Annotated in this window: 18 protein-coding genes; 13 read left to right on the forward strand and 5 right to left on the reverse strand. The window is 61.7% G+C overall.

Annotated elements, in window-relative coordinates; translation table 11 throughout:
- The first annotated feature begins 121 nt into the window (after positions 1 to 121).
- Together IAE34_RS09315 and IAE34_RS09320 are read left to right on the forward strand one after the other, a co-directional pair.
- A complete protein-coding gene (locus IAE34_RS09315; protein ID WP_200138593.1) occupies positions 122 to 2578 on the forward strand; it encodes an EAL domain-containing protein in 2457 nt (818 codons plus the stop codon).
- 44 nt (positions 2579 to 2622) lie between these two features.
- Positions 2623 to 3414, forward strand: coding sequence for a TenA family transcriptional regulator (locus IAE34_RS09320; protein ID WP_200138594.1), 792 nt, complete (start codon positions 2623 to 2625; stop codon positions 3412 to 3414).
- Between the two features lie 37 nt (positions 3415 to 3451).
- Here the strand turns inward: IAE34_RS09320 and IAE34_RS09325 are convergent, their stop codons facing one another.
- The 4 genes from IAE34_RS09325 to IAE34_RS09340 form a co-directional block, all read right to left on the reverse strand.
- The gene (locus IAE34_RS09325) at positions 3452 to 4192 is read right to left on the reverse strand and encodes a YciK family oxidoreductase (RefSeq protein ID WP_200138595.1); all 741 of its coding nucleotides are present in this window, start codon (positions 4190 to 4192) and stop codon (positions 3452 to 3454) included.
- 48 nt (positions 4193 to 4240) lie between these two features.
- On the reverse strand, positions 4241 to 4912 hold the full coding sequence (gene mupP / locus IAE34_RS09330) for an N-acetylmuramic acid 6-phosphate phosphatase MupP (RefSeq protein ID WP_200138602.1): 672 nt from the start codon (positions 4910 to 4912) through the stop codon (positions 4241 to 4243).
- A gap of 2 nt (positions 4913 to 4914) precedes the next feature.
- Positions 4915 to 5613: a bifunctional 2-polyprenyl-6-hydroxyphenol methylase/3-demethylubiquinol 3-O-methyltransferase UbiG gene (gene ubiG / locus IAE34_RS09335; RefSeq protein WP_200138604.1), complete on the reverse strand. Its 699-nt coding sequence runs from the start codon at positions 5611 to 5613 to the stop codon at positions 4915 to 4917.
- 64 nt (positions 5614 to 5677) lie between these two features.
- On the reverse strand, positions 5678 to 7003 hold the full coding sequence (locus tag IAE34_RS09340) for a TRZ/ATZ family hydrolase (protein ID WP_200138606.1): 1326 nt from the start codon (positions 7001 to 7003) through the stop codon (positions 5678 to 5680).
- Positions 7004 to 7111: 108 nt separating this feature from the next.
- On the opposite strand from IAE34_RS09340, the gene mtnA reads away from it, so the two are divergent.
- From mtnA to rpsA, 7 genes are all read left to right on the forward strand, one after another.
- Positions 7112 to 8185: an S-methyl-5-thioribose-1-phosphate isomerase gene (gene mtnA / locus IAE34_RS09345; RefSeq protein ID WP_200138608.1), complete on the forward strand. Its 1074-nt coding sequence runs from the start codon at positions 7112 to 7114 to the stop codon at positions 8183 to 8185.
- A gap of 258 nt (positions 8186 to 8443) precedes the next feature.
- Positions 8444 to 11209, forward strand: a complete 2766-nt coding sequence (gyrA, locus tag IAE34_RS09350; RefSeq protein WP_200138610.1) for a DNA gyrase subunit A — start codon at positions 8444 to 8446, stop codon at positions 11207 to 11209.
- Between the two features lie 132 nt (positions 11210 to 11341).
- A complete protein-coding gene (serC, locus tag IAE34_RS09355; protein ID WP_200138612.1) occupies positions 11342 to 12427 on the forward strand; it encodes a 3-phosphoserine/phosphohydroxythreonine transaminase in 1086 nt (361 codons plus the stop codon).
- Positions 12427 to 13521 carry a prephenate dehydratase gene (pheA, locus tag IAE34_RS09360; protein WP_200138614.1) on the forward strand — a complete coding sequence of 365 codons (1095 nt, stop codon included), beginning with the start codon at positions 12427 to 12429 and terminating at the stop codon, positions 13519 to 13521. Before serC ends, pheA begins: the two co-directional genes overlap by 1 nt.
- 175 nt (positions 13522 to 13696) lie before the next feature.
- The gene (locus IAE34_RS09365) at positions 13697 to 15937 is read left to right on the forward strand and encodes a bifunctional prephenate dehydrogenase/3-phosphoshikimate 1-carboxyvinyltransferase (protein ID WP_200138616.1); all 2241 of its coding nucleotides are present in this window, start codon (positions 13697 to 13699) and stop codon (positions 15935 to 15937) included.
- On the forward strand, positions 15934 to 16620 hold the full coding sequence (cmk, locus tag IAE34_RS09370) for a (d)CMP kinase (protein WP_200138617.1): 687 nt from the start codon (positions 15934 to 15936) through the stop codon (positions 16618 to 16620). Before IAE34_RS09365 ends, cmk begins: the two co-directional genes overlap by 4 nt.
- A gap of 124 nt (positions 16621 to 16744) precedes the next feature.
- Positions 16745 to 18424: a 30S ribosomal protein S1 gene (rpsA, locus tag IAE34_RS09375; protein WP_200138619.1), complete on the forward strand. Its 1680-nt coding sequence runs from the start codon at positions 16745 to 16747 to the stop codon at positions 18422 to 18424.
- Positions 18425 to 18576: 152 nt separating this feature from the next.
- Here rpsA and IAE34_RS09380 read toward each other — a convergent pair whose 3' ends face one another.
- Positions 18577 to 19128: a hypothetical protein gene (locus IAE34_RS09380; RefSeq protein ID WP_200138620.1), complete on the reverse strand. Its 552-nt coding sequence runs from the start codon at positions 19126 to 19128 to the stop codon at positions 18577 to 18579.
- 318 nt (positions 19129 to 19446) lie between these two features.
- Between IAE34_RS09380 and ihfB the strand changes: the two genes are divergently transcribed.
- The 4 genes from ihfB to wecB all read left to right on the forward strand — a co-directional run bounded on the left by ihfB (position 19447) and on the right by wecB (position 23818).
- Positions 19447 to 19743 (forward strand): integration host factor subunit beta, encoded by a 297-nt coding sequence (ihfB, locus tag IAE34_RS09385; protein ID WP_200138621.1) that lies wholly within the window; start codon positions 19447 to 19449, stop codon positions 19741 to 19743.
- A gap of 63 nt (positions 19744 to 19806) precedes the next feature.
- Complete coding sequence (locus tag IAE34_RS24740; protein WP_442793195.1) at positions 19807 to 20001, forward strand: lipopolysaccharide assembly protein LapA domain-containing protein; 195 nt, start codon at positions 19807 to 19809, stop codon at positions 19999 to 20001.
- Positions 20002 to 20372: 371 nt separating this feature from the next.
- A complete protein-coding gene (locus IAE34_RS09395; protein WP_200138625.1) occupies positions 20373 to 21431 on the forward strand; it encodes an LPS O-antigen chain length determinant protein WzzB in 1059 nt (352 codons plus the stop codon).
- Positions 21432 to 22687: 1256 nt separating this feature from the next.
- Complete coding sequence (wecB, locus tag IAE34_RS09400) at positions 22688 to 23818, forward strand: non-hydrolyzing UDP-N-acetylglucosamine 2-epimerase (protein ID WP_200138631.1); 1131 nt, start codon at positions 22688 to 22690, stop codon at positions 23816 to 23818.
- Positions 23819 to 23821: the final 3 nt, after the last annotated feature.

The following is a 23821-nucleotide window of genomic DNA, read 5'->3' on the forward strand; positions in this document are numbered from 1 at the left end:
CCGATCGAACGAGCCTCGCAACCGGGTTGTCCTACGTCTTGTGTGGCTGTTAGCTGGCCAATGGCCTACGCTGTGCTGGTCTGGGGCTATTAGCGCCATCTTCGCGGTGGACAGGGACGACATGAAGGGAAATCGGACGCTCCAAGCGCCAAGGTTGCTGGGAATCATCTGGCCCTTCGTCGCAGTAGTGGTTTTCCAGGTACTGCTGGGCAGCCTCAGCTTGTATTCGCTTTCGGCCATGCGCGCCTATGTGGCCGGCGAAAGTCTCTGGTCCAAAGCGCAGAAGGACGCCATCTACTTTCTCAGCCTGTACGCCCAGACCCAAGACGAGCAGGTCTTTCAGCGTTATCACCAAGCCATTGCCATTCCACTGGGCGACCGTCAGTTGCGGGTGGCGCTCGACCAGCGCACTCCCGATCTCGAAGCGGCGCGGGCCGGCATTCTGCAGGGTGGCAATCACCCGGACGACGTCAACCGGATCATCTGGTTCTACCGCAATTTCCGCCACATCAGCTACATGGAACGCGCCATCGACTACTGGAACACCGGCGACGATTACCTGCGCCAGCTGGATGTGGTCGCGCGGGAAATGCATGCCGGCTTCACCCGCGGCACGGCCAGTGATCGTGATGTGAACAGGTGGAAGAGTCGTATCGTGGCCATCAACGAGAGCGTGACCCCGGCGGCCAAGGCGTTCAGCAACGCCCTGGGCGAAGGGTCGCGGATGCTGTTGCGAGTGCTGATGTTCACCAACCTGCTGACTGCCCTGTTTCTCATCACCCTGGCGTGGCGTCGCTCGGCTCGCCTGCTGTCCCAGCGCCAAGCCTTCGCCAGTGCCCTGCAGATCGAGCGAGAGCGGGCGCAGACCACCCTGGAGTCGATCGGCGATGCCGTGATCACCACCGATGTGGAGGGCTGCATTCAGTACATGAACCCCGCCGCCGAACAGCTGACCCACTGGCAGGCCAGTCAAGCCCAGGGGTTGCCGTTGGCGTCGCTGTTCAGCCTGCTCGACGAGCGTTCCGAGCAGGACAGCATGACCCTGGTCGAGCAAGTGCTCAGCGGCAGCCTCAAAGGCGGTGCCGAGCACGCCCGGCTGATCCAGCGCCTGGACGGCAGTACGGTCTCGGTGAACTTGGTGGGTTCGCCGATTCACACCGATGGCCAGGTCAGCGGCATCGTGCTCGCCTTGCACGACATGACCCAGGAGCGTCAGTACATCGCCAACCTGTCCTGGCAGGCGACCCATGACGCGCTGACCGGGCTGGCCAACCGTCGCGAGTTCGAGTATCGCCTGGAGCAGGCCTTGAATGCCCTGGCCCGGCAGCCGGGACGGCACTCGCTGATGTTCCTCGACCTGGATCAGTTCAAGCTGGTCAACGATACCTGCGGACACGCGGCCGGCGACGAGTTGCTGCGGCACATCTGCGCAGTGCTCCAGGGTGGGTTGCGCGAAGGCGACACCCTCGCGCGGCTGGGAGGGGACGAATTCGGTGTGTTGCTGCAAAACTGCCGCCCCGAGCAAGCCGAGCGCATTGCCGAGCAGCTGCGCCAGACCGTCCAGAGCCTGCACTTCGTGTGGAAGGAGCGGCCATTCGTCACCACCGTCAGCATCGGCCTGGTGCACTTGGGGCAGTTACCCGGCACGCTCGAGGCGTCGTTGCGGGCTGCTGACATGGCCTGCTACATGGCCAAGGAAAAGGGCCGCAACCGCGTGCAGGTCTATCATGCCGACGACAGCGAGCTGTCCTTGCGCTTCGGCGAGATGGCCTGGATTCAGCGTCTGCACGTGGCATTGGAGGAAAATCGCTTCTGCCTGTACGCGCAGCAGATCGTTCCACTCAAGAGCGAGGGCGGCGAGGGCCACCTGGAGATCCTGTTGCGCCTGCACGACGAGAGCGGTCGCACCATCCTCCCGGACAGCTTCATCCCGGCGGCCGAGCGGTATGGGCTGATGCCTGCGCTTGATCGCTGGGTGGTGCGCAATGTCTTCCAGGTGATTCGCCAGGCACTGGACGCCAATGGCGAGCGGCCTGTGGCAATGTGCGCCATCAACCTGTCGGGCATCAGCCTGGGCGACGACAAGTTTCTAGAGTGCCTGCAACGGCTGTTCGACGAGTTTCGCATCCCGCCGCGGATGATTTGTTTCGAAATAACGGAGACTAGCGCTATAGCCAATCTGGGGAGCGCTATTCGCTTCATCAATGAATTGAAAGGCTTGGGTTGCAAGTTCTCCCTGGACGATTTCTGCGCCGGGATGTCGTCATTCGCCTATTTGAAACATTTGCCGGTAGACTTCCTCAAGATCGACGGAAGTTTCGTCAAAGACATGCTGGACGACCCGATAAACCGGGCGATGGTCGAGGTCATCAATCACATCGGCCACGTGATGGGCAAACGGACCATCGCCGAATTCGTCGAGACGCCCCAGATCGAACAGGCGCTGCAGGAGATCGGTGTGGACTATGCACAGGGCTACCTGATCGAGCGGCCCCAGGTGTTCACCGGCAGTTGCCTGCAGCGGCAAAGGATTGCAGCCAGGCCAACCTTGCAGCGCGCGCCAGGCGCTTTGCGTTGAGCGGGCGGCCAGCCGCATCATCACCAGCAAACAAGGAGTTGAGCGTGATAGACGCATTCGTACGGATCGGTCCGCTGATGGATCCCAGGAGTTATCCGACCTGGGCGCAACGGATGATCGAGGACTGTTCCCAGAGCAAGCGCCGGGTGGTGGAGCACGAGATCTACCAGCGCCTGAGTGACGGCACGCTGAGCCATCAAACGGTTCGGCAGTACCTGATCGGCGGTTGGCCGGTGGTCGAGCAGTTCTCGTTGTACATGGCCCACAATCTCACCAAGACCCGCTATGGTCGCCACCCTGGCGAGGACATGGCGCGTCGCTGGCTGATGCGCAACATCCGCGTCGAGCTCAATCATGCCGATCACTGGGTCAAGTGGTGCAGGGCTCATGACGTCAGCCTGCTTGACCTGCAGGCGCAGGACGTGCCCCCGGAGCTCGAGGGCCTGAACGACTGGTGCTGGCGAGTGTGCGCCACCGAGTCGCTGGCGATCGCCATGGCTGCTACCAACTACGCCATCGAAGGTGCCACGGGCGAATGGTCGGCCAGGGTCTACCCCGATACGCCCTACGCCCAGGGTTTTCTCGAACGCGGCGACAAAGCGGCGATGAGATGGCTGAAGCTGCACGCCCAGTACGATGACGAGCACCCTTGGGAGGCGCTGGAAATCATCTGCACCCTGGTGGGCGAGCGTCCCAGCGAAGCCTTGCAGCACGAGCTGCGCAAGGCGATCTGCAAGAGCTACGACTGCATGTACCAGTTCCTGGAGCGTTGCCTGGCCATGGAGCCCTCCCGGCAACGTACGGCCGCCAGGCCGGCGCTGGCCGCGGGCGGCTAGGCGGGGTGCCGCCGCCAGCGCTGGCTGGCGGCCTGCATCACTGCGCGTTGAACGCCTGGCCGTTGACGCCCTGGCTGTCCGGGCCCATGAGGTACAGGTACACCGGCATGATGGCCTCGGGCAGCGGGTTGTCCTGGGGGTTCTCGCTGGGATAGGCCATCGCCCGCATCGCCGTGCGGGTGGCGCCGGGATTGATGCTGTTGGCGCGCACCGGCGCCACACCTTCCAGTTCGTCGGCCAGGGTCTGCATCAGGCCCTCGGTGGCGAACTTCGAGACGCCATAGGCGCCCCAGTAGGCTCTGCCCTTGCGTCCGACGCTCGATGAGGTGAACACCACCGAGGCGTCCTCGGACAGCTTGAGCAGTGGCAGCAAGGTGCTGGTGAGCATGAACGTGGCATTGACGTTGATGTGCATCACGCGCATGAAGTTGTCGCCGCTCAATTGCTCCAGCGGCGTGCGCGGACCGATGATCGAGGCGTTGTTCAACAATCCGTCGAGGCGGCCGAACTGCTCCTCGATCATCGCCGCTAGCTCGTCGTACTGGTGGGGCAGGGCGGTTTCCAGGTTGAACGGGATGACCGCTGGTCTGGCCAGGCCCGCCGCTTCGATCTGGTCGTAGACTTCGTTGAGGTTGGCTTCGGTCTTGCCCAGCAGCAGCACGGTGGCACCCACGGCAGCGTACGCCTTGGCGGCAGCCGCACCGATTCCACGGCCGGCGCCGGTGACGAGGATGATGCGACCCTTGAGCAGGTCGGCGCGTGGGGTGTAGTCGAACATCGTAGGATCCTTGTCTCTGCCCGCCGCAGGCGGGCATTGTCCGTTAGGTCAGCAGCCGCACAGGGCGTTGTCGATCACTTTGCGCAGGTCCAGCGGGTGATCGACCACCACGTCCGCGCCCCAGTGGTTGGGGTTGTCGTCTGGGTGGATATAGCCGTAGCGCACGGCCGCGGTCCGGGTGCCAGCGTCGCGGCCGGACTCGATGTCGCGCAGGTCGTCGCCGACGAACAGTACGCTGGCCGGGTCCAGGCCGAGTGTCTTGCAAGCCAGGATCAGCGGTTCGGGGTCTGGCTTGCTGCGAGTCACGTGATCCGGGCAGATCAACAGTGACGAGCGCTCGGCAAGGCCCAGTTGCTGCATGATCGGCTCGGCGAAGCGCACCGGCTTGTTGGTCACCACGCCCCACAGCAAGCGGCCTTTCTCGATATCGGCCAATAGCTGCTCCATGCCGTCGAACAGGCGACTGTGGACCGCGCAATCGCGCTGGTAGCGCTCGAGAAACTCCAGGCGCAGGGCCTCGAAGCCATCGGCATCGGGGTCCATGGCGAAGGTGGTGGCGACCATCGCCCGCGCCCCGCCTGAGATCACCCCACGGATCAGCGCGTCATCCACCGCCGGCAGGCCGCGCTCGGCGAGCATCGCCTGGCAGATGGCGATGAAGTCCGGCGCGGTGTCCAGCAAGGTGCCATCCATGTCGAACAGTACGGCTCGCAGGCGCATGCTCATTCCTCGCGCAGGGTCTGGATCATGTAGTTGACGTCGACGTCGCTGGCCAGCTTGTAGTGCTTGGTCAGCGGGTTGTAGGTCAGGCCGATGATGTCCTTGACCTCCAGTCCGGTGGTCCGGCACCAGGCGCCCAGTTCGGAGGGACGAATGAATTTCTTGAAGTCGTGGGTGCCTCGCGGCAGCATCTTGAGAATGTACTCGGCGCCGACGATGGCCAGCAGATAGGCCTTCGGATTGCGGTTGATGGTCGAGAAGAACACCTGGCCGCCGGGCTTGACCAAGCGCTGGCAGGCGCGGATCACCGAAGAAGGGTCCGGAACGTGCTCGAGCATCTCCAGGCAGGTGACCACATCGAACTGGCCCGGCATCTCCTCGGCCAGCGCCTCGGCAGTGATCTGCCGGTAATCTACCTCCACGCCCGATTCCAACTGGTGCAGACGCGCCACCGATAGCGGCGCCTCGCCCATGTCGATGCCGGTCACCGTGGCGCCGCGCTGGGCCATGGCCTCGCTGAGGATGCCGCCGCCGCAGCCGACGTCCAGCACCTTCTTGCCTGCCAGGCTGGCGCGCTCGTCGATCCAGTTGACGCGCAGCGGGTTGATTTCGTGCAGCGGCTTGAACTCGCTCTCGCGGTCCCACCAGCGGTGGGCCAGGGCTTCGAACTTGGCGATTTCGGCGCGATCGACGTTGCTCATTCAACAGTTCCTCGGAAAACTTCGAAAAATAGGGTCACGGGTACCAGCCTTGGCGGCACGCCGATCATGGATTGCCTGCGCGGATTCGCTCGCCCCACTGGCGGGCGCTGTCGATCAGCGCGGCCTCGTTCATTTGCGTCAGCCGACCTTCTTCGACCAGGCGCTTTCCAGCGACCCAGACGTCGCGCACACGGTCGCGACCGGTGGCGTAGATCAGCTGCGAAACCGGGTCGTAGATCGGCTGCTGGGCCAGGCCGGAAAGGTCGAACACGGTGAGGTCGGCGGCCTTGCCCAGCTCCAGCGAGCCGATGCACCCCTCCAGCCCCAGTGCCCTGGCGCCGTTGAGGGTGGCCATGCGCAGAGCGCGGTGGGCATCCAGGGCCGTGGCCGAGCCGGCGACGGCCTTGGCCAGCAGCGCCGCGGTGCGCGCCTCGCCGAGCAGGTCCAGGTCATTGTTGCTGGCTGCGCCATCGGTGCCCAGCGCGACGTTGACCCCTGCCTGCCACAGGCGCTCCACCGGGCAAAAGCCGCTGGCCAGCTTGAGATTGGATTCCGGGCAGTGCACCACGCTGGTGTTGCTTTCTACCAGCAACGCCAGGTCGTCCTCGCTGACCTGGGTCATGTGCACCGCCTGCAGCCGCGGGCCCAGCAGGCCCAGGCGGGCCAGGCGCGCCAACGGCCGCTCACCGTGCTCGGCCTCGGCGCGCTGTACTTCCTCGGCAGTCTCGTGGATGTGCATGTGCAGCGGCGCATCGAGCTGGTCGGCGATCACCCGGATCTTCTCCAGGTTTTCGTCGCTGACCGTATAGGGCGCGTGCGGGCCGAGTGCGATGCTCAATCGAGGGTGATGGCGCAGGTCGCCGAACAGTTCGATGGCCAGGTGCAGCGCCTCGTCGAGGCTGCGCGCGCCGGGCATGGCGAAGTCCATCAGGGCCACGGCCACCTGGGCGCGGATGCCACTGCGGTGCACGCGCTCGCAGGTCTCGCGTGCGAAGAAGTACATGTCGGAAAAGCAGGTGATGCCGCCCTTGAGCTGTTCGGCGATGGCCAGGTCGGTGCCGTCGCGCACGAAGGCCTCGTCCACCCAACGCGTCTCGGCGGGCCAGATGTGCTCGTGCAGCCAGGTCATCAACGGCAGGTCGTCCGCCAGGCCGCGGAACAGGCTCATGGCGGCGTGGCCATGGGCGTTGACCAGCCCCGGGGTGAGCAGGCAGTCGGGCAGTTCCAGCACTTCGTGCGCCTGTGGCGCCCGCTCCCTGGGGCCGAGCCAGGCGATCAGCCCATCACGAATACCCAGGGCGTGACCTTCGAGCACCACGCCGGCCGGTTCGACCGGCACCAGCCAGGCCGGCACGAGCAGCAGGTCGAGGGGCGAGGAGGCTGGGGGCATGCTCAGGGTCCCGGATTCTGACGAGTGAGTGTGCAGTATACCCGAGCGCCTGGAGCCTGGGTTCGCTATAATCGCCGGCTTTTGATCAGTAAATGGCAGGGAGAGGCGATGCGCGAGCGACTTTTGGCGGCGGAGAAGGTGACCGGCATCCAGTGGCGTGATGGCACCCTGCATCTGCTCGACCAGCGTCTGCTGCCTGCCACTGAACAATGGCTGGTCTGCGACGATGTCGCCGCCGTGGTCCGGGCGATCCGCAGCATGGCCGTGCGTGGTGCGGCCGCCATCGGCATCAGTGCCGCCTATGGTCTGGTCCTGGCATTGCGCCAGCGCCTGGCCGAGGGCGACTGGGAGCAGAGCCTGGAAGAAGACTTTCTCGATCTCGCCGAGGCGCGTCCGACCGCCGCCAACCTGTTCTGGGCGCTCAACCGCATGCGTGAGCGCCTGCAGCGCCTGCGCCCGGACGAAAACGTGCTGGCGGTGATGGAGGCCGAGGCCGTGGCCATTCACCAGAGCGACCGCGAGGCCAACCTGACCATGGCCCAGTACGGTATCGAGCAGATCCGCCGTCACCAGGGCAGCGAGCAGACCCTGCTCACCTGCGGCAATGCCGGCGCGCTGGCCAGCGGCGGTTTCGGTACCGCGCTGGGGGTCATCCATGCGGCCTACCTGGAGGGCATGGTCGAGCGCGTGTATGCCGGCGAGACGCGCCCCTGGTTGCAGGGCTCGCGCCTGACCGCCTGGGAGCTGGCCCGTGAAGGCGTACCGGTCACTCTGTGCGCCGACTCGGCGCTGGCCCACCTGATGAAGACCAAGGGCATCACCTGGGTGATCGTCGGCGCCGACTGCATCGCGGCCAACGGCGACGTCGCCAGCAAGATCGGCACCTACCAGACGGCGGTGTCGGCCATGCACCATGGCGTGCGCTTCATGGTGGTGGCTTCCAGTACCAGCATCGACCTCAACCTGGCCAGTGGCGACGACATTCACCTGGAGGAGCATGAGGCCGATGAACTGCTGGAGGTTGCCGGCAAGCGGGTCGCGGCGGACGTGGAAGTCATCAACACCGTATTCGATGTGACGCCGGCGGACCTCATCGACGTGATCGTGACCGAAAAGGGCATCGTCGAGCGACCTGACACCGCCAAGATCGCCCAGCTCATGTGCCGCAAGCGCCTGCACTGACCGAGCCGCGCCGCCCTCCGAGTGGTGCGAAGTTCAGCGCCAGCGGCGCCCCGCGCCATCTCCCACCGTGCATCCCTTTGTGATACCATTCGACAGTTTCCAAGGTCGCTCTTTTCGGCGCCCTTCATTGCGCAGATCCTGGGCTCAACTCATTGATTTGTCGTGTGCCGCCCCACCGTCCAACGTTGTGGCGGCGAGCTTCGTCGGTCCCCCTATGGACATCGCGAAGTTTCACCAGAAAAAGGAATCAGGCTTCTCATGGGCGAACTGGCCAAAGAAATCCTACCGGTCAATATCGAAGACGAACTGAGACAGTCCTACCTCGACTACGCGATGAGCGTGATCGTCGGGCGGGCGCTGCCCGATGCGCGTGACGGCTTGAAGCCCGTGCATCGCCGCGTGCTGTTCGCGATGAGCGAGCTGGGCAACGACTGGAACAAGCCGTACAAGAAGTCCGCCCGTGTGGTCGGTGACGTGATCGGTAAGTACCACCCCCACGGCGACACCGCCGTATACGACACCATCGTGCGCATGGCGCAGCCGTTCTCGCTGCGCTACCTGCTGGTCGACGGTCAGGGCAACTTCGGCTCGGTGGATGGCGACAACGCCGCGGCCATGCGTTACACCGAAGTGCGCATGACCAAGCTGGCCCACGAGCTGCTGGCCGATCTGCACAAGGAAACCGTGGACTGGGTGCCGAACTACGACGGCACCGAGCAGATCCCGGCGGTCATGCCCACCAAGATCCCCAACCTGCTGGTCAACGGTTCCAGCGGCATCGCCGTGGGCATGGCCACCAACATCCCGCCGCACAATCTGGGCGAGGTGATCGACGGCTGCCTGGCGCTGATCGACAACCCGGAGGTCACGGTCGACGAACTGATGCAGTTCATCCCGGGCCCGGACTTCCCCACCGCAGGTCTCATCAACGGCCGGCAGGGCATCATCGAGGCCTATCGCACCGGCCGTGGCCGCATCTACATGCGTGCCCGCTCGCAGATCGAAGACATCGACAAGGTCGGTGGCCGCCAGCAGATCGTCATCACCGAGCTGCCCTACCAGCTGAACAAGGCACGCCTGATCGAGAAGATCGCCGAGTTGGTCAAGGAGAAGAAGCTCGAGGGTATCACCGAGCTGCGCGACGAGTCCGACAAGGACGGCATGCGCATCGTCATCGAGCTGCGCCGCGGCGAGGTGCCCGAGGTGGTGCTCAACAACCTCTACCAGCAGACCCAGCTGCAGAGCGTGTTCGGCATCAACATCGTGGCCCTGATCGACGGGCGTCCGCGTCTGCTCAACCTCAAGGACCTGCTCGAAGCCTTCGTCCGCCACCGCCGTGAGGTGGTGACCCGCCGGACCGTCTTCGAGCTGCGCAAGGCGCGCGAGCGCGGGCACATCCTTGAAGGCCAGGCGGTGGCGCTGTCCAACATCGATCCGGTCATCGCCCTGATCAAGGCCTCGCCGACGCCTTCCGAGGCCAAGGAGGCGCTGATCACCACGCCGTGGGAATCCAGCGCCGTGCAGGTCATGGTCGAGCGGGCCGGTGCAGAGTCCTGCCGTCCCGAGGACCTGCCGGAGCAGTACGGCCTGCGCGATGGCAAGTACTGGCTGTCGCCCGAACAGGCCCAGGCCATTCTCGAACTGCGCCTGCATCGCCTGACCGGCCTGGAGCACGAGAAGCTGCTGGCCGAGTACCAGGAAATCCTCGAGCAGATCGGCGAACTGATCCGCATCCTCAACAGCGCCCAGCGCCTGATGGAGGTGATTCGCGAGGAGCTCGAAGCGATCCGCGCCGAATACGGCGACGTGCGCCGCACCGAAATTCTCGATGCCCGCCACGACCTCAACTACGGCGACATGATCCCGGAAGAAGAGCGCGTGGTGACCATCTCCCACGGTGGCTACGCCAAGACCCAGCCCTTGTCCGCCTACCAGGCCCAGCGCCGTGGCGGCAAGGGCAAGTCGGCCACTGGCGTCAAGGACGAGGACTACATCGAGCACCTGCTGGTCGCCAACAGCCACGCCACCCTGCTGCTGTTCTCCAGCAAGGGCAAGGTGTACTGGCTCAAGACCTACGACATTCCCGAGGCGTCCCGCGCGGCCCGTGGCCGTCCGATGGTCAACCTGCTGCCGCTCGAAGACGGCGAGCGCATCACCGCCATGCTGCAGATCGACCTCGAGGCCTTGCAGCAGAGCGATGAGCTCGACGAAGAGCTGGACGAGGCCGAGGACGCGGTGCTCGAAGGTGAAGTGATCGAGCCGGACGACATCGACGAGGAAGAGGGCGATACGCCCGAGCTGGTCGCCGAGCCCACTGGCGCCTATATCTTCATGGCGACCGCCTTGGGCACCGTGAAGAAGACCCCGCTGGTGCAGTTCGCCCGTCCACGTTCCAATGGCCTGATCGCCGTCAAGCTCAAGGAAGGCGACACCCTGATCGCCGCGGCGATCACCGACGGTGCCAAGGAAGTGATGATGTTCTCCAGCGCCGGCAAGGTGATCCGCTTCGCCGAGAGCGTGGTTCGCCAGATGGGCCGTACCGCCCGCGGCGTGCGTGGCATGCGCCTGGGCAAGGGGCAGGAAGTGATTTCCATGCTGATCCCCGAATCCGGCGCGCAGATCCTCACCGCGTCCGAGCGCGGCTACGGCAAGCGCACGCCGCTGTGCAAGTTCCCCCGTCGCGGTCGCGGCGGGCAGGGCGTCATCGCCATGGGTACCAAGGGGCGTAACGGCCTGTTGATCGGCGCCATCCAGGTCCACGAAGGCGAAGAGATCATGCTCATTTCCGACCAAGGCACCTTGGTGCGCACCCGGGTCGGCGAGGTCTCGAGCCTGAGCCGAAACACCCAGGGCGTCACGCTGATCAAGCTGGCCAGCGACGAGACGCTGGTCGGCCTGGAGCGTATCCAGGAGCCTTCCGAAGAAGAGCTCGACGAACTGGTCGAGCTGGAGGAGGGCGCCGAGGTCGATGCCCAGGCGCCGGACGATGACGTCGCGGACGCCGACGAGGTGCCGCAGGAGTAAATGAGCGCAAGACCCGAACGGGGCGACCAAGGTCGCCCCGTTCGACTGATTGCAGCAGACGATTCCGGCCGCGCACAGGCCGGGGTGCCTGCATGAAACGACTGTGTTCTATTTGTCAGAGCGAGAGTGGATGTGAGCAAACGAGCCTTCAACTTCTGCGCAGGCCCTGCCGCGCTTCCCGATGCCGTGCTGCAGCGTGCCCAGGCCGAGATGCTGGACTGGCATGGCAAGGGCTTGTCGGTGATGGAGATGAGTCACCGCAGCGACGACTACGTCGCGATCGCCGAGAAGGCCGAGCAGGACCTGCGCGACCTGCTGTCCATCCCCTCCAACTACAAGGTGCTGTTCCTGCAGGGTGGCGCGAGTCAGCAGTTCGCTGAAATCCCGCTGAACCTGCTGCCCGAGAGCGGCACTGCCGACTACATCGAGACCGGCATCTGGTCGAAGAAAGCCATCGACGAGGCGCGCCGCTTCGGTCACGTCAACGTGGCCGCCAGCGCCAAGGCCTATGACTACATGGCCATTCCTGGGCAGAACGAGTGGCAACTGACCGCCAATGCCGCCTATGTCCACTACGCGTCCAACGAAACCATCGGTGGCCTGCAGTTCGACTGGGTGCCCGAGACTGGCGACGTGCCATTGGTCGTCGACATGTCTTCCGATATCCTCTCGCGTCCCATCGACGTTTCGCAGTACGGCCTGATCTACGCTGGCGCGCAGAAGAACATCGGCCCGAGCGGCCTGGTGGTGGTGATCGTGCGTGAGGACCTGCTGGGTCATGCCCGCAGCAGTTGCCCGACGATGCTCGACTACAAGGTTTCGGCCGACAACGGTTCGATGTACAACACCCCGGCCACCTATTCCTGGTACCTCTCGGGGCTGGTCTTCGAGTGGCTCAAGGAGCAGGGTGGCGTGGCTGCCATGGAACAGCGCAACCGCGCCAAGAAAGACCGTCTGTACGGGTTCATCGACGCCAGCGCGTTCTACACCAATCCGATCAGCGTCAATGCCCGCTCCTGGATGAACGTGCCTTTCCGCCTGGCCGACGAGCGGCTGGACAAGGCTTTCCTGGCCGGCGCCGACGCCCGTGGCCTGCTCAACCTCAAGGGGCATCGTTCGGTGGGTGGCATGCGCGCTTCCATCTACAACGCCCTGGGGCTGGAGGCCGTCGAGGCGCTGGTGCAGTACATGGCCGAATTCGAGAAGGAGCACGCCTGATGGCCGAGCAGGAACTCAAGGCGTTGCGCGTGCGCATCGACAGCCTCGACGAGAAGATCCTCGAACTGATCAGCGAACGCGCCCGCTGCGCCCAGGAAGTGGCGAAGGTCAAGACGGCATCGCTCGCCCAGGGCGAGTCGCCGGTCTTCTATCGCCCGGAGCGCGAGGCGGCCGTGCTCAAGCGTGTCATGGAGCGCAACCAGGGGCCGTTGAGCAACGAGGAAATGGCCCGCTTGTTCCGCGAGATCATGTCCTCCTGCCTGGCCCTCGAGGAACCGCTGAAAGTGGCCTACCTGGGTCCTGAAGGTACGTTCACCCAGGCGGCGGCGATGAAGCACTTCGGTCATGCGGTGGTCAGTCGGCCCATGGCCGCCATCGACGAGGTGTTCCGCGAGGTGGCGGCCGGTGCGGTCAACTTCGGCGTGGTTCCGGTCGAGAACTCCACCGAGGGTGCCGTCAGCCACACGCTGGACAGCTTCCTAGAGCACGACATGGTGATCTGCGGCGAAGTCGAGCTGCGCATCCATCACCACCTGCTGGTGGGTGAGAACACCAAGACCGGCAGCATCACGCGCATCTATTCCCACGCCCAGTCACTGGCCCAGTGCCGCAAATGGCTGGACGCGCACTATCCCAACGTCGAGCGCGTCGCCGTGTCCAGCAACGCCGAGGCGGCCAAGCGGGTCAAGGGCGAGTGGAACTCGGCCGCCATCGCCGGTGACATGGCGGCCAACCTCTACGGCCTGACCCGCCTGGCGGAAAAGATCGAGGATCGCCCGGACAATTCCACGCGTTTTCTGATGATCGGAAGCCAGGAAGTGCCACCCACTGGCGACGACAAGACCTCGATCATCGTGTCGATGAGCAACAAGCCCGGTGCGTTGCACGAACTGCTGGTGCCGTTCCACGACAACGGCATCGACCTGACCCGCATCGAGACAAGGCCTTCGCGCAGTGGCAAGTGGACGTACGTATTCTTCATCGACTTCGTCGGTCATCACCGTGACCCTCTGATCAAGGCGGTGCTCGAGCAGATCAGCCAGGAGGCCGTGGCGCTGAAGGTGCTGGGCTCCTATCCGAAGGCGGTGCTTTGAGCGTCGACCTTCGACAATGCCGGGTGGTGCGTGGCGATACGGCGCTCCGGGCGCAGACAATGTGCAGGCCCTGCAAGCGCATCGGCCTGCGTAGCAACGGCCAGGTGCCGCGCAGTGCTGCCGAGCAGCCCTGTGGCGCGCCGGCCGTCTGGATTTCTGAACAGGGCTCGTAGCAGTGGTCAATGCAGCAACAAACCAACCCTCGCCTGTCATCGACCGTCTGGTCGTCGTGGGCCTGGGCCTGATCGGCGGCTCGTTCGCCAAGGGCCTGCGTGAAAGCGGCCTGTGTCGCGAAGTGGTCGGTGTCGATCTGGATCCTGCCTCGCGCAAGCAGGCCGTGGCCCTGGGCGTAGTCGATCGCTGCGAGCAAGACCTCGCCCGCGCGTGCATCGGGGCCGACGTCATCCAGTTGGCCGTGCCCATCCTGGCCATGGAGAAACTGCTGGCCTACCTGGCCGAGCTGGATCTCGAGGGTGCAGTCATCACCGATGTCGGCAGTGCCAAAGGCAACGTGGTGCGCGCGGCGCGTGCGGTGCTGGGCACCCAGCTGTCGCGCTTCGTTCCCGGCCACCCGATCGCCGGCTCCGAGCAGAGCGGCGTCGAGGCCTCCAACGCCACGCTGTTCCGTCGGCACAAAGTCATTCTCACGCCGCTGGCAGAGACCGAGGCGAGCGCGCTGGCGCTGGTCGATCGCCTGTGGCGCGCGCTGGACGCCGACGTCGAGCACATGCCGGTCGAGCGTCACGATGAAGTCCTGGCCGCCACCAGCCACCTGCCTCACCTGCTGGCATTCGGTTTGGTCGATTCGCTGGCCAAACGCAATGAAAACCTCGATATCTTCCGGTACGCTGCCGGGGGCTTTCGCGACTTCACCCGTATCGCCGGCAGCGATCCGATCATGTGGCACGATATCTTCCTCGCCAATCGCGACGCTGTGCTGCGCACGCTGGATACATTTCGCAGCGACCTCGACGCCTTGCGCGATGCGGTCGATGCTGGGGACGGGCACCAGCTGCTGGGTGTGTTCACCCGCGCTCGGGTTGCCCGCGAGCATTTCAGTAAAATCCTGGCCCGCCGGGCCTATGTGGACGCTATGAACGCCAACGACCTGATTTTCCTGGCCCAACCTGGTGGCCGCCTGTCCGGACGGATTCGCGTACCGGGCGACAAATCCATCTCCCATCGCTCGATCATGCTGGGCTCCCTGGCCGAGGGCACCACTGAAGTGGAAGGCTTCCTCGAAGGCGAGGATGCCCTGGCGACCTTGCAGGCCTTCCGTGACATGGGCGTCGTGATCGAAGGCCCGCACCACGGCAGGGTCACCATCCATGGCGTCGGCCTGCATGGCCTCAAACCGCCGCCCGGCCCCATCTACCTGGGTAACTCGGGTACGTCCATGCGCCTGCTGTCCGGGTTGCTGGCCGGGCAGCCATTCGATGTGACCATGACTGGCGATGCGTCCTTGTCCAAGCGCCCGATGAACCGCGTCGCCAACCCGCTGCGCGAAATGGGTGCAGTGGTCGAGACCGGCCCTGAAGGGCGTCCGCCGCTGACCATCCGCGGCGGCCAGTCGCTCAAGGCGCTGGACTACACGCTGCCGATGGCCAGTGCCCAGGTCAAATCCTGCCTGCTGCTGGCCGGCTTGTACGCCGAGGGCACCACCACGGTGACCGAGCCGGCACCGACCCGCGATCATACCGAGCGCATGCTGCGCGGCTTCGGCTATGCCGTGCGCAGCGAGGGGCCCAAGGCGTCGCTGCAGGCCGGTGGCACGCTCACCGCCACGCATATCGAGGTGCCGGGCGACATCTCGTCGTCGGCGTTCTTCCTGGTCGCCGCCTCCATTGCCGAAGGCTCGGAGCTGGTGCTCGAACATGTCGGCATCAACCCGACCCGCACGGGTGTCATCGATATCCTGCGCCTGATGGGCGGTGACATCACCCTGGAAAACCAGCGCGAGGTCGGCGGCGAGCCGGTGGCCGACCTGCGCGTGCGCGGGGCGAAGCTCAAGGGCATCGAGATTCCCGAAGCGTTGGTGCCGCTGGCCATCGACGAGTTTCCGGTGCTGTTCGTCGCGGCCGCCTGTGCAGAGGGTCGGACCGTGCTGCGAGGCGCCGAAGAGTTGCGCGTCAAGGAATCCGACCGGATTCAGGTCATGGCCGATGGCCTGCTCAGCCTGGGTGTGCGCTGCGAGCCGACGGCCGATGGCATCATCATCGACGGCGGTCCGATCGGCGGCGGTGAGGTCCATGGCCACGGCGACCACCGCATAGCCATGGCCTTCAGCGTCGCGTCGCTGCGTGCCAGTGCGCCGATCCGCATCCACGATTGCGCCAACGTCGCCACCTCCTTCCCGAACTTCCTCGCCTTGTGTGCCGAAGTGGGGATTCGTGTGGCGCAAGAGGACAAGTCGTGAATTCGCTGGCGCCGGTCATCACCATCGACGGGCCTAGCGGTTCGGGCAAAGGCACGGTGGCGGGGCTCATGGCCCGCGAGCTGGGCTGGCGCCTGCTGGACTCCGGCGCGCTTTATCGTCTGCTGGCGTTCAATGCCACCAACCACGGTGTCGACCTGACCAACGAGGAGTTGCTCAAGGCCCTGGCGGCTCACCTGGATGTGCAGTTCATCGCTGCCGAGCCTGGCAAGCTTCAGCAGATCATTCTCGAGGGCGAGGACGTCAGTCATGTCATTCGCACTGAAACCGTGGGGGCGGGTGCGTCGATGGTCGCGTCCTTGCCGGCCGTGCGCGAGGCACTGCTGCAGCGCCAGCGGGCATTTCGCGAAGCGCCGGGGCTGATCGCCGACGGGCGCGACATGGGCACCGTGGTGTTTCCGGACGCGCCATTGAAGGTTTTCCTGACTGCCAGCGCCGAAGAGCGTGCTCGACGCCGTTACCTGCAGTTGAAGGGCAAGGGTGAAGATGTTAGTCTGTCAAGTCTGCTAGATGAGATTCGTGCGCGCGATGAGCGCGACACCCAGCGCGCAGTGGCCCCGCTCAAGCCGGCGGCCGATGCGATCCAGCTGGATTCCACCGAATTGTCCATCGAGCAGGTGCTGCAACGGATCAGAAGCGAGCTCGCCCTGCGCGATCTGCTCTGATCGTCAGGAAAGCGGGCAGGGGCACCAGTCATCGTCCTGCCTGCTTTCCTTTACTTAAACGAAACCCACATTGTCTGGAGTGTGGCGATGGGCGTCTGTTTCGCCCGAATCTACAGGAATTAAAATGAGCGAAAGCTTTGCAGAACTCTTTGAAGAAAGCCTGAAAACCCTCAATCTTCAGCCGGGTGCCATCATCACCGGTATCGTCGTCGACATCGACGGCGACTGGGTTACCGTACACGCCGGTCTGAAATCCGAGGGCGTCATCCCGCTCGAGCAGTTCTACAACGAAGCTGGCGAGCTGACCATCAAGGTCGGTGACGAAGTGCACGTTGCGCTGGACGCGGTCGAAGACGGCTTTGGCGAAACCAAGCTGTCCCGTGAAAAAGCCAAGCGCGCCGAGTGCTGGATTGTTCTGGAAGCCGCTTTCGCTGCCGAAGAAGTGGTCAAGGGCGTTATCAACGGTAAGGTTAAGGGCGGCTTCACGGTCGACGTTAACGGCATCCGTGCGTTCCTGCCGGGCTCCCTGGTCGATGTCCGCCCTGTGCGCGACACCACCCACCTGGAAGGCAAAGAGCTGGAATTCAAGGTCATCAAGCTGGACCAGAAGCGCAACAACGTTGTCGTTTCCCGTCGCAGCGTGCTGGAAGCCGAGAACAGCGCCGAGCGCGAAGCCCTGCTGGAAACCCTGCAGGAAGGTCAGCAGGTCAAGGGTATCGTCAAGAACCTCACCGACTACGGCGCCTTCGTGGACCTGGGCGGTATCGACGGCCTGCTGCACATCACCGACATGGCCTGGAAGCGCATCAAGCATCCGTCGGAAATCGTCAACGTGGGTGACGAAGTCGACGTCCGCGTTCTGAAGTTCGACCGTGAGCGCAACCGCGTTTCGCTGGGTCTGAAGCAGATGGGCGAAGATCCGTGGGTTGCCATCACCTCGCGCTACCCTGAGGGCACTCGTGTCACCGCTCGCGTCACCAACCTGACCGACTACGGCTGCTTCGCCGAGCTGGAAGAGGGTGTCGAAGGCCTGGTACACGTTTCCGAAATGGACTGGACCAACAAGAACATCCACCCGTCGAAAGTCGTTCAGGTTGGCGACGAAGTGGAAGTCATGGTTCTGGACATCGACGAAGAGCGTCGTCGTATTTCCCTGGGTATCAAGCAGTGCAAGTCCAACCCATGGGAAGACTTCTCCGGCCAGTTCAACAAGGGTGACAAGATCACCGGTACCATCAAGTCGATCACCGACTTCGGTATCTTCATCGGTCTGGACGGCGGCATCGACGGTCTGGTTCACTTGTCCGACATCTCCTGGAACGAAACCGGCGAAGAAGCCGTACGTCGTTTCAAGAAGGGCGACGAGCTGGAAACCGTCATCCTGTCGGTCGATCCAGAGCGCGAGCGCATCTCGCTGGGCATCAAGCAGCTGGAAGACGATCCGTTCTCCAACTTCGTTGCTGTCAACGACAAAGGTGCAATCGTCAAGGGTACCGTGAAGGAAGTTGACGCCAAGGGCGCTATCATCACCCTGGCCGATGACATCGAAGCGACTCTGAAAGCTTCCGAAATCAGCCGTGACCGCGTTGAAGACGCGCGCAACGTCCTGAAGGAAGGCGAAGAGATCGAAGCGAAGATCATCAGCGTCGACCGCAAGTCCCGCGTCATCAGCCTGTCCATCAAGTCGAAGGACGATGCTGACGAGCGCGAAGCGATCCAGAGCCTGAAAAACACCGCTCCGGAAGCTGCTGCCGACACCACCATGGCTGCGCTGCTGCGCGAAGCGATGGCCAAGCAGAACTGAGTTCTGTTTGAGTGGCAAGAAAAAGGGCGACCCTCGGGTCGCCCTTTTTTTGTTCGTCTCACTTGGCGCTTAAGGCTACTATCCGTGAATCGGTAGAGTTCTAGCTTACCCCGACTATTTTTCCCTACTGCCTGCAGAGCCAATATTACCCCTTATCCTGGGGTCTTCGGGTTCGGAGTCGGAGTCGGGGTGAAGATGACTGCATATCGGCTCAAATCTTTTTCATTGCGTTGGAAATGTACAGTTATCTTTTTTCCTTCCCACGAACTGGCTCTGATTTCATAAGAAGCGCCAGACGTCAATTGGATCCTTCGGCTCACGCTTGAATTCGGTTGGCCTAAGGTGTCGGTGAGGAAATCGTCAACTAACTCGAGGCTGCTGGCATTGCCGGTAAGCATCATCTGAGTGATCGCATCGCCCTGGGTAGTGGCGAACAGTTGGTATCCGGAACTAATGGGAATATAGGGAAGGCCTCGGATTTCATACTTGGTGGGGTCGGAAGTTGCGGAACGGCAAATTGTGGTAGGCCGCTCGGGTTTCTCCGGGCATTCGGGGACATTTTTCAGGAAATTTCCATGAAAAGGTACGCCTAGGAAAGCCGTGGGCTCGTTTTCCCATGAGTGGGATTCATTGGCCGGGTCGGCGACTGCTAGGGGGGCGGCCAGTCCGACCGCGAGCATGATCGAAACAGACAGTTTTTGCATAAACGATCCTTGTGGTCACTACAAAAGAGCAAGGGGTCAGGCATCAAGCGGTTGTTGGTGTTCTGGTGTCAGAGTCATCTGAGGTGCGATTATGACAAATCCTACAAGTCTTTGGTGCAAATCTGTGGCTAGATTAGGGTGTCATAGGGATAGGTTGGTGGTGTGGGGCCATGTGTGTGGGTGGCGCCAGAGGCGGATCCACCAGGATCCTTTGTCGAGAATTCGCTGATCACTCGCGCAGGCTCTGTTCAAATGGCCTCGACCATGTTAAAACCTGATCAAGCATTGATCTAGCTGCTTGATAACGAAGGGAAAATCATGACGAAGTCGGAGCTGATCGAACGGATTGTCACACACCAGGGGCTGCTTTCTTCGAAGGATGTGGAGCTGGCCATCAAGACCATGCTTGAACAGATGTCCCAGTGCCTGGCAACCGGCGACCGGATCGAGATCCGTGGCTTCGGAAGCTTTTCTCTTCATTATCGCGCCCCTCGGGTAGGTCGTAACCCGAAAACCGGCCAGTCTGTGGAGCTTGAGGGCAAATTCGTGCCACATTTCAAGCCTGGAAAGGAGCTAAGGGATCGAGTTAACGAGGACGAGCATTCTGATCTTTGATGCGAGGAATGGCTAATGCGAGCTTTCCAGAAAATTGTCACTATCATGATGGTGCTTCTCATAATGCTTGTGGCTCTCCTCTTTGTGCTGGAGAATCAGCAGTCCGTGGTTGTTGGGCTTGTGGGTTGGTCCTTACCCCCAATGCCGATAGCGGTGATAGTGCTAGGAGCATTGATTGCAGGCCTCCTGCTTGGGACTTTTTTTCACTTGGTCCGCGCGTTTGGGGCTGGGCGCAATTCTCGAGCTTCAGGAAGGTGAGCTACCTGTGACGGCTAGGCCTGAGTTGTATAGTTTTTTTGCGCGTGATCGCGACTGTCATTTTGTTTCTCCGGTCTCGGATGGGTGCTTGTCGGCTTCGGAGCCAGCCAAAGCGCCTGTAGGGCTCCGTCGCAAGGTTCCAGTGCTTTACTGGTCGATGGTTGCATGAGGACTGATGATTTACGTGCCTATCGAGGTAATCGAGGGATCTGGTGAGGAACTTATGGGGTGTGACTGGATCTACTCCCGATTAATGCGGTGCGGGGCTGTCTGCTAACTGTGGTTGGTGCTGATGGGGCTGATGCCCCGCTTCTATGTCTGGCGTGTCTCTGTTGTGAGTCAGTCAGGCGCCTCTAAGGAAAAAATGCTAAATGCGCAATGAACGCGAGCACCTGAACGGTGGTGGTGAAATCGATTTGATAGAGCTTCTTCAAGGCATCTGGCAGCAGAAGCTTTGGGTTGTCCTGGTAGCAGTACCGATCATCGGTGTTGCCATGCTTTACGTTCTGCTGGCGACTCCTGTCTACCAGTCTAAGGTATACATCCGGCCGCCTACTCAAGATGAAATTTCACAGCTCAATTTCGGTCGGGGCGAAGGTACGGGTCTGGCACCGCTTACCGCGAATGACGTCTATGGCATCTATGTCAAGGCTTTGCAGTCTGAGTCGGTCCGCGATAAATTTTTTCGCACTACTTTTTTGCCGTGGTTGAAAGAAGATGAGCGAAAAGATTCGCGCGATGTTCTCTACGCCAAATTCAACGGTATGTTGTCTGTTGAGCAAGTTGTTAAGGATGGTGCCGACCGTTATCTGATCACTTCGAACGTCGAAGATCCAAGGGTTGCGGCACTTTGGGTGTCGAGTTACGCAGAAATGGCCGCGAAGCAAGCGAAAGGCGAGCTTCTGGGTGGTACACGCAGCGATATTTCCATCATGGCGGATAATTTGGAGCAACAGATTAGAGCGTCGCGTGCTACTGCAGATACTCAGCGCACTGACCAGATTGCTCAACTTGAAGAGGCGCTGGTGATCGCCAAGTCAATCGGTTTGGAAAAGCCACCTATCATATCCAATACACTGTCAGGTGAAGTTTCTGCGGGTATGGGTGGGGCGCTTACGTACATGCGTGGTAGTAAAGCGCTCGAAGCGGAAATTTCCAATTTGAATTCTCGATCTTCCAACGACCCCTATATCGCTGGTCTGCGCGAGCGTCAAGAGCGGCTGACTTTTCTTCGTAATTTGAAGATTGATCCTTCATTGGTGGCTATGTATCAGCAAGATGGTGCTGTTTTCCAGCCCGACAAGCCGGTAAAGCCACGGAAAGCTCTAATCGTGGGTATTGCGGTGTTTGGCGGGCTTGCATTGGGATTGGTGGTGGCATTTGTGCGACAGTTCTGGGTGGGTGCGCGGCGCACTCGCAAAGTTAGTTGAATTCCTGCCCACTTTCTATAGGTCTTGGAAGGTTGGGTTCCCAGCCCAGCTTCTGAGGCCTTCTTCCGTCTTCGGGCCTCATCCCTCAAGTGCTCGGGATTTAGATCAGGGAAATTGCGAGTATTATCCGGCCGGGTGGAGGATTGCTTCGTGGTAAGTGATTATTGTTAGGTGCTTCCGAACGCTGCGTTGCACTATATGAATTCTGATCAGCGCTTGGCGCGGTTTCTTTCCTGATCAAGCTTCCCTATGCCCCCTTACTAGACTCGTAATGATACATTGGGCATGTTTTGTTGGCGAAGGCAGATGTCCTGCGCTACTGCCCTATGCCTGGACGCGTCTGAGGTTTTGACTGGGATCTGTCTGAAAACCCTTGATACTTGGTGATGCTGCGTTGAAACCAGCCTGGAGCTCCAGCCCGGTCGGAATGCTCATTTACAACCCGTAAACTCCGCTTCCTCGGCTGTTTTCGCCTTGCCTGACCTTCGTCTCAAGACTTTTCAGACAACGCCTGGATTGAGCGGGGTCAAGCGCTTTATGCGGTTCATGGCGTTGCGCTGTCAAAAGAAATAGATGTCCACTTTCGTCAAGATTTGGGGTTGCGGCTGAAAAAGGGTGCCGACAAGCCATACAGGGACGACCACCATCTTTTGTTGTGTTTACGAATGCGTTTCAGTGTCTCTCGGGTGGGCCTATCGTCGTAGCTTATGTCGATTTTTTTGAGCAGACATCGCCTGGTGCGCAGCTTACAGGGTCCAGTGCTCCGGACAGGAGGGCGCGATCGCTGAGATCGTTCGAGCCCGTGGACCCGACGCATCACTGCGCCCAGGTAGAAGGCATGTGTGCTGCTCGTATGATGGCGGGGCAGTGGCAAATTGGTATTCAAAACCTCTATGGTGCGAGACGGCTAAAGAGATTATGATTGGAGCCTTTGTGTCGCGTCTAACTAGATGCCTGTGCGAGACAGTCTAAGCCGTGTCGAGCGCCGGAAATTCAGCAGCTGAATGTGCTGAGATGATTCCACGTGTTTTCTCAAGCCTAACGGCGGCAGTGCTTATGGCGCCTCGATCAAGATTCGGTTGTGACGCTATTTATTTGGGAAGTCAATTCGGAATTCGTCAAGCGCACCCGGTGCGGTGATGGTGGAAGGATTGAATTATCTGAAATGATTTGAAGTAGGTCTTGACGGATTTGCTAGGGTGTGATCTGCAGGATCGATCTCGGCAAAAAAATTCACTAAAATTAATGGTAGTTGCATGACGCTCAGAGTTTTAAGCGTGTTTGGCACTCGACCAGAAGCGATCAAGATGGCATCCCTCGCGTTGGCCTTGCGTGCGGACGAGCGCTTTGACGCCCGGATCTGCGTGACTGGCCAGCACCGCCAGATGCTGGATCAGGTTCTGGACCTCTTCGAACTCACACCTGACTATGATCTGCAGATCATGAAGCCCGGGCAGGACCTGACCGACGTGACCGTCGCCATTCTGCAGAAGCTCAAGGAAGTGCTGGGTGAGTTCAAGCCGGACATCGTCCTGGTTCACGGCGATACCGCGACTACGTTCGCGGCCTCTCTTGCCGCGTACTATCAACAGATTCCTGTGGGGCATGTGGAGGCTGGGCTACGCACCGGCAATCTGTATTCGCCCTGGCCGGAAGAGGCCAATCGCAAACTGACCGGCGCCCTGGCTCGCTTGCACTTTGCTCCCACTGCCCAATCCGAGAAGAACCTTCTGGCCGAGGGCGTGCCTCCCACGCATGTGCATGTCACTGGAAACACCGTCATCGACGCGCTGCTCGAGGTCGTGCGTAAATTGCAGCGTCCTGAGTTTGCGGCGTCGCTGGACGAACAGTTTGCCTTCCTCGACGCGTCACGTCGTCTGCTACTGGTCACGGGCCATCGTCGCGAAAGCTTCGGCGACGGGTTCGAGCGAATTTGCCAAGCGCTGGTCAAGTTGGCTCAGGATCATCCGGATATCGAGATCGTCTACCCGGTGCACTTGAACCCCAACGTCAGAGAGCCGGTCAACCGTCTGCTCAAGGATGTGGACAATATCCACCTGATCGAGCCTTTGGATTACCTGCCGTTCGTCTATTTGATGAATCGATCCCATTTGATCCTGACCGATTCGGGGGGTGTGCAGGAGGAGGCGCCGTCCCTAGGCAAGCCCGTGCTGGTCATGCGCGAGACCACCGAGCGACCGGAAGCCGTTCAGGCTGGTACGGTTCGGCTGGTGGGTACTGACCTGCAGGCCATCATCGACAACGTTGAGCAACTGCTCGAGGATGACGAGGCCTATCGCACCATGAGTGTAGCCCACAATCCTTACGGGGATGGGCTGGCTTGCGCCCGCATCATTGATGTTCTTGCCAATTTCAAAACAAGGTAGTGC

This window comes from Pseudomonas sp. S30, from assembly GCF_016518545.1.
Classification (GTDB): Bacteria; Pseudomonadota; Gammaproteobacteria; order Pseudomonadales; family Pseudomonadaceae; genus Aquipseudomonas.

What these genes read in the sequence shown, in the direction of transcription:
- IAE34_RS09315 (WP_200138593.1), top strand. Translation starts at nt 122, where the DNA reads ATGAAGGGAAATCGGACGCTCCAAGCGCCAAGGTTGCTGGGAATCATC.
- IAE34_RS09325 (WP_200138595.1), bottom strand. Translation starts at nt 4,192, where the DNA reads ATGTTCGACTACACCCCACGCGCCGACCTGCTCAAGGGTCGCATCATC.
- mupP (WP_200138602.1), bottom strand. Translation starts at nt 4,912, where the DNA reads ATGCGCCTGCGAGCCGTACTGTTCGACATGGATGGCACCTTGCTGGAC.
- ubiG (WP_200138604.1), bottom strand. Translation starts at nt 5,613, where the DNA reads ATGAGCAACGTCGATCGCGCCGAAATCGCCAAGTTCGAAGCCCTGGCC.
- IAE34_RS09340 (WP_200138606.1), bottom strand. Translation starts at nt 7,003, where the DNA reads ATGCCCCCAGCCTCCTCGCCCCTCGACCTGCTGCTCGTGCCGGCCTGG.
- mtnA (WP_200138608.1), top strand. Translation starts at nt 7,112, where the DNA reads ATGCGCGAGCGACTTTTGGCGGCGGAGAAGGTGACCGGCATCCAGTGG.
- gyrA (WP_200138610.1), top strand. Translation starts at nt 8,444, where the DNA reads ATGGGCGAACTGGCCAAAGAAATCCTACCGGTCAATATCGAAGACGAA.
- pheA (WP_200138614.1), top strand. Translation starts at nt 12,427, where the DNA reads ATGGCCGAGCAGGAACTCAAGGCGTTGCGCGTGCGCATCGACAGCCTC.
- rpsA (WP_200138619.1), top strand. Translation starts at nt 16,745, where the DNA reads ATGAGCGAAAGCTTTGCAGAACTCTTTGAAGAAAGCCTGAAAACCCTC.
- IAE34_RS09380 (WP_200138620.1), bottom strand. Translation starts at nt 19,128, where the DNA reads ATGCAAAAACTGTCTGTTTCGATCATGCTCGCGGTCGGACTGGCCGCC.
- ihfB (WP_200138621.1), top strand. Translation starts at nt 19,447, where the DNA reads ATGACGAAGTCGGAGCTGATCGAACGGATTGTCACACACCAGGGGCTG.
- IAE34_RS24740 (WP_442793195.1), top strand. Translation starts at nt 19,807, where the DNA reads ATGCTTGTGGCTCTCCTCTTTGTGCTGGAGAATCAGCAGTCCGTGGTT.
- IAE34_RS09395 (WP_200138625.1), top strand. Translation starts at nt 20,373, where the DNA reads ATGCGCAATGAACGCGAGCACCTGAACGGTGGTGGTGAAATCGATTTG.
- wecB (WP_200138631.1), top strand. Translation starts at nt 22,688, where the DNA reads ATGACGCTCAGAGTTTTAAGCGTGTTTGGCACTCGACCAGAAGCGATC.